The sequence below is a fragment of the Actinoplanes xinjiangensis genome, assembly GCF_003148685.1.
GTDB lineage: Bacteria > Actinomycetota > Actinomycetes > Mycobacteriales > Micromonosporaceae > Actinoplanes > Actinoplanes xinjiangensis.
The window spans coordinates 34,527-51,917 of the sequence record NZ_QGGR01000045.1 but is presented as its reverse complement, the minus strand read 5'-3'; the positions used below and the strand labels follow the sequence as shown (position 1 = coordinate 51,917).

The 17,391-nt window shown below is 70.1% G+C and carries 13 protein-coding genes; 9 read left to right on the top strand and 4 right to left on the bottom strand.

What is annotated here, in order from left to right:
- Positions 1 to 131: 131 nt before the first annotated feature.
- Positions 132 to 431, bottom strand: a complete 300-nt coding sequence (locus BC793_RS46035) for an antibiotic biosynthesis monooxygenase family protein (protein WP_109602975.1) — start codon at positions 429 to 431, stop codon at positions 132 to 134.
- Positions 432 to 864: 433 nt separating this feature from the next.
- On the opposite strand from BC793_RS46035, the gene BC793_RS46030 reads away from it, so the two are divergent.
- Positions 865 to 1,860: a TerC family protein gene (locus BC793_RS46030; protein ID WP_109602974.1), complete on the top strand. Its 996-nt coding sequence runs from the start codon at positions 865 to 867 to the stop codon at positions 1,858 to 1,860.
- Positions 1,861 to 2,603: 743 nt separating this feature from the next.
- On the opposite strand, the gene typA is transcribed toward BC793_RS46030, so the two are convergent.
- Entirely contained in the window at positions 2,604 to 4,466 is a 1,863-nt protein-coding gene (typA, locus tag BC793_RS46020) for a translational GTPase TypA (RefSeq protein ID WP_109602981.1), read from the bottom strand.
- A 150-nt stretch (positions 4,467 to 4,616) separates the two neighbouring features.
- Between typA and BC793_RS46015 the strand changes: the two genes are divergently transcribed.
- Positions 4,617 to 5,399 (top strand): transglycosylase SLT domain-containing protein, encoded by a 783-nt coding sequence (locus BC793_RS46015; protein WP_109602972.1) that lies wholly within the window; start codon positions 4,617 to 4,619, stop codon positions 5,397 to 5,399.
- Positions 5,400 to 5,584: 185 nt separating this feature from the next.
- Positions 5,585 to 6,010, top strand: a complete 426-nt coding sequence (locus BC793_RS46010; protein WP_109602971.1) for an uL11 family ribosomal protein — start codon at positions 5,585 to 5,587, stop codon at positions 6,008 to 6,010.
- A 33-nt stretch (positions 6,011 to 6,043) separates the two neighbouring features.
- On the opposite strand, the gene BC793_RS46005 is transcribed toward BC793_RS46010, so the two are convergent.
- Entirely contained in the window at positions 6,044 to 6,664 is a 621-nt protein-coding gene (locus BC793_RS46005; RefSeq protein WP_109602970.1) for an ATP-dependent Clp protease proteolytic subunit, read from the bottom strand.
- Between the two features lie 87 nt (positions 6,665 to 6,751).
- Between BC793_RS46005 and BC793_RS46000 the strand changes: the two genes are divergently transcribed.
- The 4 genes from BC793_RS46000 to BC793_RS45985 are packed head-to-tail and all read left to right on the top strand — an operon-like array spanning position 6,752 to position 14,588.
- On the top strand, positions 6,752 to 7,486 hold the full coding sequence (locus BC793_RS46000) for a GntR family transcriptional regulator (RefSeq protein ID WP_109602969.1): 735 nt from the start codon (positions 6,752 to 6,754) through the stop codon (positions 7,484 to 7,486).
- A 13-nt stretch (positions 7,487 to 7,499) separates the two neighbouring features.
- Positions 7,500 to 12,320 (top strand): sensor histidine kinase, encoded by a 4,821-nt coding sequence (locus BC793_RS45995; protein WP_239170716.1) that lies wholly within the window; start codon positions 7,500 to 7,502, stop codon positions 12,318 to 12,320.
- 10 nt (positions 12,321 to 12,330) lie between these two features.
- Positions 12,331 to 13,860, top strand: coding sequence for an NCS1 family nucleobase:cation symporter-1 (locus BC793_RS45990; RefSeq protein WP_109602979.1), 1,530 nt, complete (start codon positions 12,331 to 12,333; stop codon positions 13,858 to 13,860).
- On the top strand, positions 13,860 to 14,588 hold the full coding sequence (locus tag BC793_RS45985; RefSeq protein ID WP_109602968.1) for an aspartate/glutamate racemase family protein: 729 nt from the start codon (positions 13,860 to 13,862) through the stop codon (positions 14,586 to 14,588). The genes BC793_RS45990 and BC793_RS45985 overlap by 1 nt, the downstream gene beginning before the upstream one ends.
- On the opposite strand, the gene BC793_RS45980 is transcribed toward BC793_RS45985, so the two are convergent.
- Positions 14,555 to 15,871 (bottom strand): acyltransferase family protein, encoded by a 1,317-nt coding sequence (locus BC793_RS45980; protein WP_109602967.1) that lies wholly within the window; start codon positions 15,869 to 15,871, stop codon positions 14,555 to 14,557. The genes BC793_RS45985 and BC793_RS45980 overlap by 34 nt on opposite strands.
- Before the next feature lie 181 nt (positions 15,872 to 16,052).
- Between BC793_RS45980 and BC793_RS45975 the strand changes: the two genes are divergently transcribed.
- Together BC793_RS45975 and BC793_RS45970 are read left to right on the top strand one after the other, a co-directional pair.
- A complete protein-coding gene (locus BC793_RS45975) occupies positions 16,053 to 16,562 on the top strand; it encodes a SigE family RNA polymerase sigma factor (RefSeq protein WP_109602966.1) in 510 nt (169 codons plus the stop codon).
- A 15-nt stretch (positions 16,563 to 16,577) separates the two neighbouring features.
- Positions 16,578 to 17,246: a hypothetical protein gene (locus tag BC793_RS45970; protein WP_109602965.1), complete on the top strand. Its 669-nt coding sequence runs from the start codon at positions 16,578 to 16,580 to the stop codon at positions 17,244 to 17,246.
- Positions 17,247 to 17,391: the final 145 nt, after the last annotated feature.

Here is a 17,391-nt window from a genome sequence, read left to right as displayed (position 1 = left end):
ATCGCCGCCGACGCCAGGAACAAGCTCGAGCCTGTCACTACCGCAAACGACTCGAACCGCCGTAAGCAACGACATCGGGTTGCAGTACTAGCAGGGCCGTCTCCCCGGTGGGTAGGTGCGGTCGGGGATTTTTAGCGCTTGCTGCCTGCGTCGGTGAAGTACTCCGCCACTGGAGGTTGGGCCAGAGAACCGCCGATCAAAGCGCGCCATTGGGCGAAACGGTCAGAACGGCGGAAATTCTGCTCATGGGCTTCCAGGCTGTCCCACTCGGCCAGCAGCACGAAGCGCTGGGGGGATTCCACGGCGCGCCGGAGCCGGACCGAACGGCAGCCGGGGGCGGTCGCCACCAGCGGCCGGGCCACTTCGTAGGCATCGACGAAGTCGCCCTCCCGGCCCGGGAGGACGTCGATCAGTGTGACTTCGAGAACCATGCCCGCAAGCGTCCCATACGCACCAGATCGGCACCGTACTAGGATGCCCCACGGGATGTATGGATCGCGAACCGGGCAGATTATCGCTGGTCACGGCGTAGGCTCAGGAAGCGGCGGCATCAGCCAGGCCGTTGACGTACGGCGGATGTCTTTTCTGCCCGGATGGGGAGTTTCGACCGCGAGCCGTACCACTCTCTGGGCTCCCGGTGTGCCGTTCACGCCGAGGATGCGTAACAATGGCTCCTGTGGGAGGGGAGTATTCCCCCGCTCCGGTCTCGTCAACACGGAACGCCCTTCGGGGTGGGCCCGGGGCCGGTGGTCACGGATGCACGACCCGTGGCGGAAGAGACCTCCGACAGTCGCACGTCGCTGTTCTCAATCTCCCTGCGGGGGGTGGGCGCAGCGACGACCCGTGTCTGCCGGAGGTCCTTAGTTGAACGTTTCTGCATGGGTCTGGGTCGCCACCCTGGTCGCGCTGATCGCGGTTCTCGCCGTCGATCTGCTCATCATCGGGCGCCGGCCGCACGAGCCCAGCATGAAGGAAGCCGGCGGATGGGTCGCGTTCTACGTCGGGCTCGCCGTCATCTTCGGTATCGGGGTCTGGGTCAGCGCCGGTGGCCAGGCGGCCGGTGAGTTCTACACCGGCTGGCTCACCGAGTATTCGCTGAGCGTCGACAATCTCTTCGTCTTCGTGATCATCATGGCCCGGTTCGCCGTGCCACGGCACCTTCAGCAGAAGGTGTTGTTGATCGGTATCGTGCTCGCGCTCCTCATGCGTGGCATCTTCATCGCCGCCGGCGCCGCGCTGATCACACAGTTCTCCTGGGTGTTCTACATCTTCGGTGCGTTCCTGGTCTACACCGCGATCACGCTGGTGAAGGGCGAGAACGAGGACGAGGAGTTCAAGGAGAACATCCTGATCCGCTGGGCCAAGCGGGCCCTGCCGCTCTCCTCCGAATTCGGCGACGGCCGGTTCAGCGTCATCACGGAGACGGGCAAGCGCCTCTTCACCCCGATGCTGATCGTGATGATCGCGATCGGCACCACGGACCTGATCTTCGCCCTCGACTCCATTCCGGCGATCTTCGGCATCACCAAGGAGCCGTACCTGGTCTTCACCGCGAACGTGTTCGCGCTGATGGGCCTGCGTCAGCTGTTCTTCCTGCTCGGCGGTCTCCTGGAACGTCTCGTCTACCTCAACATCGGCCTGGCCGTGGTGCTCGCCTTCATCGGCGTCAAGCTGGTCCTCGAGGCCCTGCACACCAACAGCCTGTCGTTCATCAACGGCGGCGAGGGCTTCCACTGGGCCCCCGAGATCCCGATCTGGCTCTCCTTGCTGGTCATCCTCGGCACCCTGGCCATCGCCACGGTAGCCAGCCTGATGAAGACCTCGCGGGACAAGAAGCGCGAGATCATCACCAACAAGTAACCCCAGAACCACCCACGACGGGCCCGGGCGACTGACATCGCCCGGGCCCGTCGTCGTATGGACCTCCACAGACACCCCGGCCCGCAGCACGGCCGCGAGGCCGCCAGAATTTCCGGCGTGGGCGGCGTGGGCGGCGTGGGCGGCGTGGGCGGCGTGGGCGGCGTGGGCGGCGTGGGCGGCCTGCACGACCGCCGCGGCGGGAGGCGAGCTCCGGACAGTCCGCGTAGCGGCGGATCATGACCGGCTGGCCTCCACCGCTGTCTCAGGCCACCCGAGACAGCGCTCAGGACCAGCCGGACCACCCGGGCTGGCTGTCACCGCTGTATCAAGGCGCGTGAGACAGCGGTGGCGGCCAGCCGGCCAAGATCGACGGACCACCGGAGATCCGCTGGTGGAGAAAGAGAGCCGATGGCGGGGTGGGGACCGGAAAGGGATCAAGCCTGACCGCCCGGACTGGGCCGGCCGCCACCCAGAACCGCCGCACCCACGAACCAGGGCCGCCGCACCCACGAACCGCAACCGGCTCGCCCATGAACCAGGACCGTCGCACCCACGAAGCGGAACCAGTTCGCCCACGAACGAAAACCGTCGCACCCGCGCACCGGGACCGGCCGACCCTCGAACCGGGACCGGCCGACCCACGAAACGGAACCGGCCGACCCACGAAACGGAACCGGCCGGCCCGCGAACGAGAACCGGCCCACCTGCTGAAAGCAGGTGGGCCGGAACCGGAAGAACAGAACCTACTGGTGCTTACGCCGGGCAGCAGTCCGCCCACGAACCGTCTGGTCGAGCTCCACCTTGCGGATGCGGATCGCCACCGAGGTGACCTCGACGCATTCGTCCTCGCGGCAGAACTCGAGGGACTGCTCCAGGGACAGTCGGCGCGGCGGGATCACCTTCTCGGTGTTGTCGGCGCTCGCCGCCCGCATGTTGGTGAGCTTCTTCTCCTTGGTGATGTTGACGTCCATGTCGTCCTCGCGGGAGTTCTCGCCGACGATCATGCCTTCGTAGACGTCGGTGCCCGGCTCGACGAAGAGCTGGCCGCGCTCCTGCAGGTTGATCATCGCGAAGCCGGTGACGGCGCCTGCGCGGTCGGCGACCAGGGAGCCGTTCTGGCGGGTGCGGAGCTCGCCGAACCACGGCTCGTGACGCTCGTAGAGGTGGTGCATGATGCCGGTGCCGCGGGTCTCGGTGAGGAACTCGGTGCGGAAGCCGATCAGGCCACGCGCCGGGACCAGCCACTCCATACGCAGCCAGCCGGTGCCGTGGTTGATCAGCTCCTCCATCCGGCCCTTGCGGGTGGAGAGCAGCTGGGTGATGGCGCCCATGTACTCGTCGGGGGCGTCGATGGTGACCCGCTCGACCGGCTCGTGCACCTTGCCGTCGACGACCTTGGTGACCACCTGCGGCTTGCCGACGGTCAGTTCGTAGCCCTCGCGGCGCATCTGCTCGACCAGGATGGCCAGGGCCAGCTCGCCACGGCCCTGCACCTCCCAGGCGTCGGGGCGGTCGGTCGGGAGGATGCGGAGCGAGACGTTGCCGATCAGCTCCTTGTCGAGCCGGTCCTTGACCATGCGGGCGGTGACCTTGGCGCCCTTGACCTTGCCGACCATCGGCGAGGTGTTGGTGCCGAGGACCATCGAGATGGCCGGCTCGTCGACCGTGATCAGCGGCAGCGGGATCGGGTTCTCCGCGTCGGCGAGGGTCTCACCGATCATGATGTCGGGGATACCGGCGAGGGCGATGATGTCGCCCGGGCCGGCGCTCTCCGCGGGCTTGCGCTCGAGGCCCTCGGTGACCAGCAGTTCCGAGATGCGCACGTTGGACATCGTGCCGTCGGTCTTGCACCAGGCGACGGTCTGGCCCTTGCGGATGGTGCCCTCGTGCACGCGGCAGAGCGCGAGACGGCCGAGGAACGGGGAGGCGTCGAGGTTGACCACGTGGGCCTGGAGCGGGGCGCCCTCGGTGTACTTGGGGGCCGGGATGGTGTTGAGGATGGTGCTGAACAGCACGTCGAGGGAGGTGCTGTCCTCGGGGACGGTGCCGTCCTTCGGCTGGGTCAGCGAGGCGATGCCGTCCCGGGCGCACGCGTAGACGATCGGGAACTCGATCTGGTGCTCGTCGGCGTCGAGGTCGAGGAACAGCTCGTACGTCTCGTCGACGACCTCTTTGATCCGGGCGTCGGGCCGGTCGACCTTGTTGATGATCAGGATGATCGGCAGCTTGGCGTGCAGCGCCTTGCGGAGCACGAAGCGGGTCTGCGGGAGCGGGCCCTCGGAGGCGTCGACGAGGAGGGCGACACCGTCGACCATGGTGAGGCCGCGCTCGACCTCACCACCGAAGTCGGCGTGGCCCGGGGTGTCGATGATGTTGATGGTGACCGGGTCGCCCTCGGCGGGCCGGTAGCTGATCGCCGTGTTCTTGGCGAGAATGGTGATGCCCTTTTCCCGCTCCAGGTCCATGGAGTCCATGACGCGGTCGGCCATCTCGCCACGCGCGTGGGACTGGCTGCCCTGGCGCAGCATGGCGTCGACCAGGGTGGTTTTGCCATGGTCGACGTGAGCGATGATGGCGACGTTGCGTAGGTCGGTGCGGGTCTGCATGACGTCCATTGTTCCCGGCTCAGGTTGCCGTTCGTGACACGGGGTCAAGACCCGAATCTTGTGCTCTTCTGTCCTGTTTTCGGGTCTGCGGTGATCAACTCGGCCCTGTTAGCGTTCCCCGTCGATGTCTCACGGGGGAGGTTCGCGTCGATGAAGAGGCTCAACATCGCGGCTGCGGCGACGGTTCTGGTGGTGGCGGCGGGGTGTGGTCTGGCCGGCGCGGATGACAGACAGGCCGCGGCGCCGGTGGCGGCGACGCCGTCGACCGAGGTGGTCGCCGAGGAGTCACCGGAGCCGGAGCCGGAGCCGACCACCGCGAAACCCACGCCGGCGAAGACGAAGGCCACCAAGAAGCCCAAGCCGTCACCGACCGAGGACCCGTTCAACATGCAGCTGCCGCCGTGCGCCGATTACGTCGGCAAGGCGGTGTCCCGGGCGAAGGCGAAGACCGCCCTGAACGCGGCGGCGACGAAGGTGTACTGGCCGGGGTCGGCGCCGAAGCTGCGGGTGCCGGCCGACCTGATCCGGTCGGTGGCGTGGCACGAGAGCGGCTGGGTGTCGAACATCCGCAACTGTGACGGTGGATACGGTCTGATGCAGGTCATGCCGGACACCCGGGACTTCGTCAACCAGCGGTTCGAGAAGAACTACGACTCCGGCGACTACCAGCAGAACGCGATCATCGGCGCGAACTATCTGGCGTGGCTGACGAAGTACTTCGGGGAGAAGTACTTCGCGGAGAACTACGATTTGAGCACCGCGAAGTGCAGGACCGACGCGTCGCCGTGCCTGCTCAACCTGGTGATCAACGGGTACAACATGGGCCCGGGGTCGACCGAGGAGACCTACCTGGCGGGTAGGAAGCTGTCGAACCCGGAGTACGTGCACCTGATCCGGGCGAACATGCGCGAGTGTGACTGCGACCGGTTCTGACGCCGGGCCGGTCCCGGGTGCCCCGGAGCCGGGAGCTACACTGGGTGGCGGACCCGAGACCCCGCACACCAGCCGTTTTGACCCTCTCGTCGTAACGGTAGTAAGGTCTCGGGGTTGTCGTGTGTCGTTGATGCTGGCGAGCTGCGTTGTCTCGGCCCGCAGCTCACCCTAAGGAGCCTTACCCAATGCCTCCCAAGAAGAAGACCCATGAGGTAACCCTCGCGCTTGAGGCGGGTAACGCCGCGATGGTCGACCTCGGTAAGATGCTCGGCCCGACCGGCGCGAACATGCGTGCCGTCAAGGTGGAGTACGACGAGGCCACCGCGAAGAACCGGGGCGAGATCATCCCGGTCATCGTGTCGGTCTACGAGGACCGCAGCCACACGCTGGCCTACAAGACGCCGCCGACCAGCTTCCTCATCCGGAAGAGCCTGGGTATCCAGTCCGGCGCCGCCAACCCGCTCACCACGACCGTGGGCACCCTCAGTGCCCAGCAGGTCAAGGAGATCGCCGAGCGCAAGCTGGTCGACCTCAACGCGAACGACCTCGACGCCGCGATCAAGATCGTGTCCGGCACCGCCCGTTCCATGGGTGTCAAGGTCGCTTCCTGAAGTTCCTGAACTTCTGAGAACGGGCCCCGGTTTTCACCGGGGCCCGTTCTTCTTCGGTGCCACCACCTCGTCGATCAGGCCGTACTCCAGCGCCTCTGTCGCGCTCAGAATGCGGCCCGTGGACAGGTCGTCCTCGATCCGGCTGCGCGGTTTGCCGGTGATCGCGGCGAGCCGGACCAGCACCTCCTCCAGCTCCCGCAGGTGCTGCCCGGCGGCGGCCGCGACCTCGTCGGCGGTCCCGGTGACCCCGGCGGCGCGGGGTTCGGCGAGTTTGAAACGCGCATGACGGTACGCCGCCCGCTGATCCGCCGCGGCCAGGACCGCCAGCGCCGCACCCCCGGCCTCCGCGGTGACCAGGGCGTGCACCGGGGCGGCCAGCGCATCGAGCACGTCGACCACCGACAGCGCGGCGCTGAGATCACCACCCGGACTCGACACGTGCAGGTGCACCACCTCGGGGCCGGCCGAGTCGAGGGTGAGCAGGGCGGCCGCGATCCCGGTCGCGGTCTCGGCGCCCAGATGCCCGCGCAGCATCACGATCCGCTGGTCGAAGAGCCGCTCCTCCAGCCAGCCGGGCAGGCCCGGTCCGGGCGGTGGCAGGTGCGGCGGCGGCCACTCGGGCTGGTGATGCGGCTGGTGTGGATACAAGGGCATCGTCGACCTCCGGTGTCACGGCCTGCCGCCAGCCTAACCACGGCATCGTGAAACGTGCCGATAACCGGGGGCGGTTAGGGTCCGGCCATGTCCGGACCGCGGCGCCGATCGGCCCTGCTCGCCCGGCTCGCCGACCGGCAGGCGGGCAGCGTGCGGAGCGCGATCGTGGACGAGCTGCGGACGATCATCCTGTACGGCGAGGTGCCACCCGGCTCGGCGATCCCGGTCGATGCGGTGGCGGCCGCGTTCGGGGTGAGCCGGATCCCGGTGCGGGAGGCGCTGATGACCCTGATCGGCGAGGGCCTGGTCGACCACCGGACCAACGGCGGCTACCGGGTGGCGATGATGACGGCCCGGGAGTTCGGGGAGATCTACCTGGTCCGGGAGGCACTGGAGTCGGCGGCGCTGCGGGTGGCGGTGGCCGGGGCGACCGGCGAGGACGACCGGCTGGCCCGGTCGGCCCTGCGTTCCCTGGACGCGGCGATCGAGGCCGACGACAGCGGGGCCGCCTACCACCGGGAGAGCCGGCGGTTCCATCTGGCACTGATCGGGCCGTGCCGGATGCGCCGCCTGCTGCACATGCTGGAGTCGGCGTGGAACATGACCGAGCCGCTGCGGCCGATGTCACATCTGACCGGCTCCGACCGGGAACTACTGCACTCCGATCACGCCGGGATGCTGGCCGCCTTCCTCGGGCGCGACGCCGAGGAACTGGCCCGGGTCTGTGCCCGACATCACCATCGGTTACAAGGGTTCATCGCAGCATTGCCGCAGCACATAGGGCTGTTTGCGGAAGAGGCACCACCCAGGTCCCAAACATGAGAAAAATCGGTCTGTGGGCGAGGTGGTGCTCTATCGCAGCGAACGGACACTGGTCCTTCGCCGGAGCCCGTCCGACCGCCACGGCGCCCTGATCCGGAAACGGGCCAACGGCCCCGGCGCGGTCCGGCGCATCCGGCACGAGCAGGAGGTGCTCCGCCGGCTCGCCGGGATTCCGGGAGTGCCCCGGCTGGCCGCCGGACAGTTGCGCCAGACGCTGGTCCTGGAGGACGACGGGGGCGTGCCACCGGATCGTGGGCGTCTGGCCGTACCCCTGCTGTTGACCATCGCCGCGGACCTGGCGGCGACGCTGGCCGCCGTGCACCGCGCCGGCGTCGTCCATCGCGACATCACGCCGGCCAACGTGGTGCTGGCCGGCCGGGCGGTGCTGATCGACTTCGACCTGGCGCTGCTCGGGCGGTCGGACACCGACGAGCCGGGCGGGCCGGTCGGCACCCTCGGATACCTGGCGCCGGAGCAGACCGGCCGGATCGGGCCGGTGGCCGATTCGCGCGCCGATCTGTACGGCCTGGGCGCCACCCTCTACACGCTGGCGGCCGGGGAGCCGCCGTTCAGCGGCGACGATCCCCTCGAACTGGTCCGCGACACCCTCGTCCGGCCGCCGGTGCCGGTGGCGCAGCGGCGGCCCGGCCTGCCGCCCCGGCTCAGCGAGATCATCATGCGGCTGCTGGAGAAGGACCCGGAACGGCGGTACCAGAGCGCCGACGGGCTGGTCTACGACCTGGCGCGCTGCCGGGCCGGCCCGGACGAAGGATGGGCGCTCGGCGAACGCGACTTCCCGGCCTTCCTCGCCCCGCCGCCCGAGCTGATCGGCCGGGAGCCGGAGATCGGCACGCTGACCGCGGCCCTCGACCGGGCGATGCACGGCGGCACCCCGGCGGTGCTGATCAGCGGCCCGCCCGGGATCGGCAAGAGCGCGCTGGCCCGTTATCTGCGGCCGATAATCACGGCCCGCGGTGGATGGTTCGCGGACGGGCGTTTCGACCAGTTCCGCACCGGCACCGACACCGGCGGGATCACCCGGTCGCTGCGGGTGCTGACCCGTCTGCTGCTCGCCGCGCCGGAGCCGGAGGTCGCCGACGCCCGGCAGCGGATCCCGGTGGCGCTCGGCGCCAACGTCGCCGTGGCCCGCAACGCCATCCCGGAGATGACCGACCTGCTCGGTGCCGGCTCCGGGCCGCACCCCGGCGACCCGGTGACCGCCCGCGGCCGGGTCAGCGCCGCCGCCGTGGCCCTGCTGCGGGCGTTCGCGGCCCGGCGCCGGATCGTGCTCGTCCTCGACGACCTCCAATGGGCGAGCGGCGGATCGATGCAGGTCCTGGAGTCGATCCTGGCCGCCGGGCCGATCCCCGGACTGCTGCTGGTGATCACCTTCCGCGACGGCCACCCGTCGGTACGGGAATCGGTCGACCGCTGGCGGCACGACGGTATGGCCGGGCCGGAGATCCACCTCGACGGGCTCGGCCCCGCCGAGACGGCGGCGGTGGTCGCGACGGTGCTGCGGATGCCGCCGGAGGAGGCGCCCGCCCTGAGCGCCCTGATCCGGCAGAGCAGCGGCGGCAATCCGTACGCGACCGTCGAACTGCTCAACGCCCTGCGGGCGGACGGCCTGCTGCGGCCGGCCGACGGGGGCTGGCGATGGGACGCCGGCGAGGTACGGGCCTTCGTCTCCCGCCACCAGCTCGCCCAGCTGCCCGCCCGCCGCCTGGCGCAGCAGGCCGAGGGATGCCGCCGCCGGTACGCCGCCCTGGCCTGTCTCGGCGGCGAGGTCGCCGTCGACCTGCTGGCCGCCGCGAGCGGCACGCCCATGGACGACCTGAACCGGCACGTGGACCAGGCCGTCGCCGACGGGTTCGTCCTGCGGGCCGGGAACACCGTCCGATTCCGGTACGACCTGGTGCTCCAGGCGGCCCGCGAGTGCCTGCCGGAGCCCGGCCGCCGGGCTCTGCAACTGGCCATGGCCCGCGGCCTGTCCCGGGACTTCCCACAGGCCGCCGCCGAACAGTATCTGGCGGTCGTGAGCCTGGTGGAGAGCCCGCAGGAGCGCCGGGAGGCGGCGGCCCTGCTGCACGCCGCCGCCCGCCGGACCATCCGGCTCACCAACTATCCGGTCGCCGTGGACCTGCTCGACGCGGCGGAACAGCTGCTGGCCGGGGCCGGGGACGACCTCGCGCGCAACGCCGTCGCCGTGGACCGGCACATCACCTACTACTGCCTGGGCCGGCTCGACGACGCCGATCGCGTCTACCGGGAGCTGGCCGGGCGGTCCCCGGACCCGGTCACCCTCACCGAGGCCACGGCGATCCAGATCAACGTCCTGTCCCAGCGCAACGAGAACCGCGCCGCGTACGCCCTCGGCCTGGACGTGCTGCGCCGGTTCGGCATCGAGCCCCCGGACGACCCGGAGCCGCTCGTGCGGCGCGAGGTCGCCGCGCTCCGGGCCGGTGTCGGCGACCTGGAGCAGGCCGCCGAGACCGTCGACCCGGCGGTGCTGGCGGTCGGCCGCCTGATCAACCGGCTGCTCGTGCCCACCTACCAGCTCGGGCCGATGGAGCACTCGTGGATGCTGCTCCAGGCGTACCGGCTGTGGCGCCGGGAGGGTGTGTGCCCGCCCGTGGTCGGCGCCGCCGGGTCGGCGATCTGCGCGACCATCTCGCTGTTCGACGACTACCGCACCGGCTACCGGCTGTGCCGGTACGTCGTCGAAGTCGGCCGGGAGCACGGCTGGGCGGCCGAGACCGCGATCGCCCGGTACATGCACCTGTTCCTTGCCGCGCACTGGTTCGAGCCGCTGGAGGACATCGTCGAGGCCGGGCAGCAGACCCGCGACGACCTGCTGGCGGCCGGCGACGTCCAGGTGGCCGGCCTGATCAGCGCCCGGCTGGCGTCGGTGGTGCTGGAGACCGCCGACTCGCTGGACACCGTCGCCGAGGAGATCGCCGCCGGCCTGGCCACCGCCGAGCGGACCGGCAACCGGATCGCGGGGTTCAACCTCACCACCTACCGCGATCTGGTACGGGCGGCACGCGGCCAGGAGCCAGTCGACGAGGTGCCCGTCCTCTCCTATCCACCGGCGCTGGCCACCTACCACGTCAACCACGGGCTGATCGCGCTGTTCCGGCAGGACGACGCGGCCCTGGCGGAGCACTCGGCCGCCGCCATGGCGTACTGCGAGGCGATCCGCGGCTTCTACGCGTCCGCGCTGGCCCGGGTGCTGCGCTGCCTGAGCCTGGCGGCCCGGCTGCGCGACGGTGACACCGGGGTCGCGGCCGAACTGGCCGACGTCCGGGACTGGCTGGCCCGCCGCTCCACCGACGCACCCCGCAACTTCCGGCCGCTGCTGCACCTGGTCGACGCCGAGCGGGCGTGGGCACGGGGCGACCCGGACACCGCGGCCCGGCATTTCGACGCCGGCCTGCACGAGGTGGCCGGCCGGCCGTGGCACCGGGCCGTTCTCGCCGAGCGGGCCGCCCGGTTCCACCTCGAACGGGGACTCACCCACACCGCGCACCGGCTGCTGGCCGAGGCCCGGGACACCTACCGGGCGTGGGGCGCCGTGGCACCGGTGGACCGGCTGGAGTCGTGGCACCCGTTCCTGCGCGCCACCGGAACCGGTGTCTCCGGCGGCGGCTCCGGCGCCGACCGGATCGACCTGATGGCCATCCTGCGGGCCTCCCGGGCGCTGAACTCGGCCACCTCGCTGGCCGGGCTGGAGGAACAGGTCGGCGACGTGCTCAGCGCGATGACCGGGGCCACCCACGTGCGCCTGTCCGGCCCGTCCGGCGCCGGGCCGGACCGGTTCGTCTCCGCTCTGCGGTACGTGCGGCGGACGCGCCGGCCCCTGCTGGTGGCCGACGCCTGTGCCGACGACCGGTTCGCGCGGGACCCGTACCTCGCCGGTCTGGAGGCCTGCGCCCTGCTCGCCGTGCCGGTCCCCAGCCGGGACGCCGACGACACCGTCCTGGTCCTGGAGAACCACCGGCAGGGCGGGGTCTTCTCCACCGGCCGCCTGGAGGCGGTGCGGCTGATCGCCGGCCAGCTCGCCGTGGCGCTGGACAACGCGCTGCTCCACGACTCGCTGGAGGACACCGTCCGGGAACGCACCGCCGACCTGGAGGCCGCCAACCAGCTCAAGGCCGACCTGATCGGCATGCTCGGGCACGAGATCAACAACCCGCTCGCGATGATCCTCGGCAACCTCGACCTGACGCTGTCGGAAGACGAGTTGCCCGGCCCGGTGCGGGACGTCATCGTCCGCGTCCACCGCACCACGCAGCGGCTAGCGACCATCGTCCAGGAGGTGCTCGACCTGGTCAGCCTGGACGCCGGGCGGCTCACCGCCATACCCGCCCCGGTCCCGGTCGCCGACCACATCGAGGCGGCGCTGACCGCGACGGCCACCGGCGGGGTACCGGTGACCTGCCCGCGGGACCTGGTCGCGATGGTGCAGCCGAGCCACCTCGACCAGATCCTCACCAACCTGATCAGCAACGCGGCCAAGTACGGCGGCGGCGCCACCGAGGTCGTCGCCCGGGGCGGCGAGCCCGCCGTCACCATCGAGGTCCGGGACCGGGGGCCGGGAGTGCCGCCGGAGTTCCGCGGCCGGCTCTTCGACCGGTTCGCCCGGGCCTCGTCGACCGCCGGAAAGGTGACCGGCACCGGGCTCGGCCTCTACATCGTGCGGGAACTGGCCCGCGCCAACCACGGCGAGGTCGACTACCGCCCCGGCGAGGAGGGCGGATCGACGTTCATAGTCCGTTTGCAGTCCCGCAAGATATACAGTTCCGCACATCCGGGTGAAACAGCGGGTTCATAGCGTGACGGCCATGGCCGACACCATCCCCAGCACACACCACGAGGACCTGGTCGAAGCCGCCGGCATGCCGGTCGGCAGCGGCATCGTGAAACCCGGATACGATCCCCGGCTCACCAACGAGGATCTGGCGCCGCTGAAGGAACAGCGGTGGGGCTCCTACAACATCTTCGCGTTCTGGATGTCCGACGTGCACAGCGTCGGCGGCTACGTCACGGCGGGCAGTCTGTTCGCGCTGGGCCTGTCCAGCTGGCAGGTACTGATCTCGCTGGTCGTGGGCATCACGATCGTCTACTTCTTCTGCAATCTGGTGGCCAAGCCGTCACAGGTGACGGGCGTGCCCTACCCGGTGATCAACCGGGTGGCGTTCGGGGTGCTCGGGGCGAACGTGCCGGCGATCATCCGCGGGTCGATCGCGGTGGCCTGGTACGGCATCCAGACGTACCTCGCCTCGGCCGCCCTCGATGTGGTGCTCCTGAAACTGTGGCCGTCGCTGATGCCCTACGCCGACGTGGACCAGTACGGGTTCCTCGGTCTGCCACTGCTCGGCTGGTGCACGTACGCGCTGCTCTGGGTGTTGCAGGCGGCGGTGTTCTGGACCGGCATGGAGACGATCCGCAAGTTCATCGACTTCTGCGGCCCGGCCGTCTACGTGGTCATGTTCGTGCTCGCCGGATATCTGATCGCGAAGGCCGGCTGGGGCGCGATCGACCTGAACCTGGGCGAGGTGACGGTCACCGGCGTCGACGCGATCCCGGTCATGCTCGGTGCCGTCGCCCTGGTCGTGTCGTACTTCTCCGGACCGATGCTCAACTTCGGTGACTTCTCCCGCTACGGCGCCTCGTTCAAGAAGGTCAGGATCGGTAACTTCCTCGGCCTGCCGGTGAACTTCCTGATGTTCTCGATCCTGACCGTCGTGACGGCGAGTCTCACCGTCCCGGTGTTCGGGGAGCTGCTCACCGACCCGGTGGCCACGGTCGCCCGGATCGACAGCACGTTCGCGATCGTCCTGGGCGCGCTGACCTTCACCATCGCCACGATCGGCATCAACATCGTCGCCAACTTCATCTCGCCGGCGTTCGACTTCTCCAACGTCAGCCCGCAGAAGATCTCCTGGCGGGCCGGCGGCATGATCGCCGCGGTCGGGTCGGTGCTGCTCACCCCGTGGAACCTCTACAACAACCCGGAGGTCATCCACTACACCCTGGAGACGCTGGGCGCCTTCATCGGGCCGCTCTTCGGTGTCCTGATCGCCGACTACTACCTGATCCGGCGGCAGCGGGTGGACGTGGACGCGATGTTCACCATGTCCCCGGCCGGCCGCTACCACTACCACAAGGGCTACCACCCGCCGGCGATCATCGCCACCGCGGTCGGCGCGCTCGTCGCGATGATCCCGGTGCTCGGCAAGATGAGCGACCTCGCCCAGTACAGCTGGTTCATCGGCTGCGGCCTGGGCTTCGTGGTCTACCTCGGCCTCGTCCGCCGGTCCCCGGTGTCATCGCCGGCCGGGAACCCGGCACCGGACGAGATCAAGTCCTGATGCGGATCCGGGTCGTCAATCCCAACACCACGGCGTCGATGACCACGCTGATCGAGGCGAGTGCCCGGGCCGTCGCCGGCCCGGGCACCGTCGTCGAGGCGGTCACCCCGGCGATGGGCCCGGTCTCCATCGAGAGCCACTACGACGAGGCTCTCGCGGTGCCCGGCCTGCTCGCCGAGATCATCGCGGGCGAGCGGTCCGGCGTCGACGGGTATGTCATCGCCTGCTTCGGCGACCCCGGCCTCGACGCGGCGCGGGAGGTCGCCGCCGGTCCGGTGGTCGGCATAGCCGAGGCCGCGATGCATGCGGCGACGCTCGCCGGTCGCGGTTTCAGCGTCGTCACCACCCTCGGCCGTACGGCCGGACGCGCCCACGATCTGGCCGGGAGGTACGTCCCGGCCGGCGCCTGCCGGGGAGTGCACGCCTGCGAGATCCCGGTCCTGGAGCTGGAGTCCGATCCCACCGTCCTGCCCCGGGTGGTCGCCCTGGCCCGGCAGGCCCTGGACGCCGACGGCTCGGACGTGATCGTGCTCGGCTGCGCCGGGATGGCCGACCTCTGTGATGCGGTGTCACAGCAGGTCGGGGTGCCGGTGATCGACGGGGTGACGGCCGCGACCCTCCTGGTGCAGTCGCTGGTCACCATGGGCGTGCGCACGTCCAAGCGGGACGAGTACGCCCCGCCGCCCGCCAAGCCCTACGCCGGCGTGCTGGCCGGTTTCGGGGCCTGACCGTCCATGCGCCGGGAGAGCTTGCGGCCCATCGACTGGAACGGCAGCTCGACCAGGCGGTAGCAGAGCCAGCTCACGCCGAGGACCGCCGCGAGGTAGCCGGCGGTCAGCGCCAGCTTCAGCGGCAGCGGCTCCTCGACGCTGCCGCGCAGCAGGTCACCGGCGAGCGCGAGCACCAGGTAGTGCAGCAGGTAGACGGAGTAGCTGATCGCGCCGATCCAGGACAGCCAGCCGGGGACCCGCTGCCTGCGCAGCGCCATGCCCAGGCCGAAGACGGCGAAGGCGAGCAGCAGGCCGCCGGTCCAGGAACGGTCGGCGGGGAACTTGCCGACCATGTTCCACATGTCGCCGTAGCCGTACGTGCCGATCACCGTCGCCGCCAGGACCGCGATCACCGCCGGGGCCGCCCGCCACCGCGAGATCTGGCCCTGCTCGGCGCGGTACAGCGCGGTGCCGGTGAACATCACGGCGAGGATGACGAAGCCCTCCCAGCCGCCCTTGGCCTGGTTGCCGCCGAGCAGCACGAGCACGCCCGAGCCGAGCAGCACCGCACCGGCCACCACGATCGCCCGCCGCCGGCTGCTGACCGCGGTCACCCCGGCCAGCAGGACCAGGCCGGTGATCAGGACCAGGTTGCGCAGCGCGAGCGGATCACCGGCGAACGACCGGACCGGCAGCACCGAGCCCAGCGCGATCGCGGCCGCCGACAGCAGCAGGGCGATCTCGGCGCTGAACCGGTGCACGCCGAACACGAACACCACGGTGACGATCAGGTAGAAGAGCATCTCGTAGGTGAGGGTCCAGAACTGGTACTGGACGTTCGCGACACCGAGGATGTCCTGAAGCATGGTCAGGTGCCCGAGGACGGTCGTCGTCGTCTTGTCGAACAGGTCCTGGGGGACACCCGGGCGGGACGCGATCTGCGCGACCACCGCCGCGCCGGCGATGGTGATCAGGAACGCCGGGTAGAGCCGGAACACCCGGCCGATCCAGAAGTGCCGCAGACTGCCGCGCCGCTCGATCGAGGCGGGCACGATATAGCCACTGACCAGGAAGAAGAGCACCACGCCGAAGGTGCCGGCGTGCACCCACTGCACGGTGGCCTGTTTCACACCGGGGAAGAGGTACGCGGCGAAGTGCTCGTAGACCACGGCGAGTACCGCGATGCCCCGCAGAGCGTCCAGCCAGCGCAGGCGCGCGGCCGGCGGAGTCACGGCCTGAGCAGCGGGGGAGGGGGCCGGTGTGGGGACAGCGGCGTCCCGGTCGCGGATTTCGGTGGACACCCGGCGAGACTACTGACATTCACGGGCTCATCAAAGCCGGGACACAGTCCGTTCAGATCAACCTGAACGGCCGTATGACACCGGGTCGGGCCTTTGTCACGCTGGGTCGATTTTCAGCGCCCGTGCAACCCGGTGGGAGAGGGAGTCGTCAAGGAGGCGTGAGAGCGAAGGAGGGGCTCGTGTGAAGAACGAGCGTGATGAGCAATTCCATCAGTTCGTGGTCAGCCGGAGGGCCGCGCTGGTGCGTACCGCGACTCTGCTCACGGCGGGTGATGCCCACCTGGCCGAGGACCTGGTCCAGTCCACCCTGACGAAGCTGTACGTCGCGTGGCCGTCCTTCCAGCGTGCCGACAACCCGGACGGTTACGTCCGGCGGACGCTGGTGAACGCGCTGACCGACGAGCGGCGGCGGTGGTGGCGACGCAGTGAACGGTCGATGGCCGAGGTTCCCGACCGGGCAGCCGCCCAGCACATCGACGGTGACGTCTCGGACGGCCTGCGCGCGGCCCTCCGGGAGCTGCCACCGAGGATGCGGGCGGCGCTGGTGTTCCGCTACTTCTACGACCTCGACGTCGCCGACACCGCCGACGCCCTCGGGTGCTCCGAGGGAACGGTGAAGAGCCAGACCGCCCGGGCGCTCGACCGGCTGCGTGCGGTCCTCGGCACCAACCCCTCCCTTGCACTTCTGTGACCAGGAGAAACTGACATGAAGAACCTTCAGGACGGGCTGGCGCGGATCGCCGGCCCGGCCACCGAACCGACCCGGGAGCAGATCGTGGCGGACCTCGCTCGCGGGCAGACGGCGCTGCGCCGCCGCCGTACCCTCCAGACCGCCGCCGGATCCGTCTTCGCGGTGGCCGCGGTGGCCGCCGCGGTCATCGCCGGCACCGCGTCGTCCCCGGCCGGCACGCCGTCGTCGCCGCAGGCCGGCGGTGAGCGGCCGGCGACGAGTTCGCCGCGGGTCGCCGTCACCGAGCTGGTCGCCTACCAGGGCGAGCAGCCCCAGGGCTTCACTCTCGACAAGGTTCCGGACGGCTGGGAGCTGCAGGGCGCCGACGCCTCCGGCATCGTCATCGCCCCGAAGGGTTTCCAGAACAAGGACCCGAACAGCTTCGAGGGCAAGATCGTCGCCCAGCTCCAGGAGGTCGCTCCGCCCGAGGAGCTCAAGGGCAAGCAGGTGACCGTCAACGGATCGACGGGCCTGCTCACCAAGATGATCGACCAGACCGACGGGCACGCCCTCTTCGTGAAGCTGGGCGCGGACCGCTGGATGGTCGTCCAGGTCTGGGACGGCCTGGGCTGGGGTGAGAAGGAGGTGCTGGAGTTCGCCTCCGGCATCCACGTCGACGAGAACGCCAAGGTCTCCCACGGCTGACCCCCACCGTGGTGGAAGGGGAGACCGGGACGGGGAAAGCGTCCCGGTCTCCCCGGTGAGAAAAGTACGTGCCCCGCCCCGATGTGGCCAGGCGAACCCGCACGTGACGATGGTCCGGTGCCCAGCGAGGGCGGGAAACCGGGGG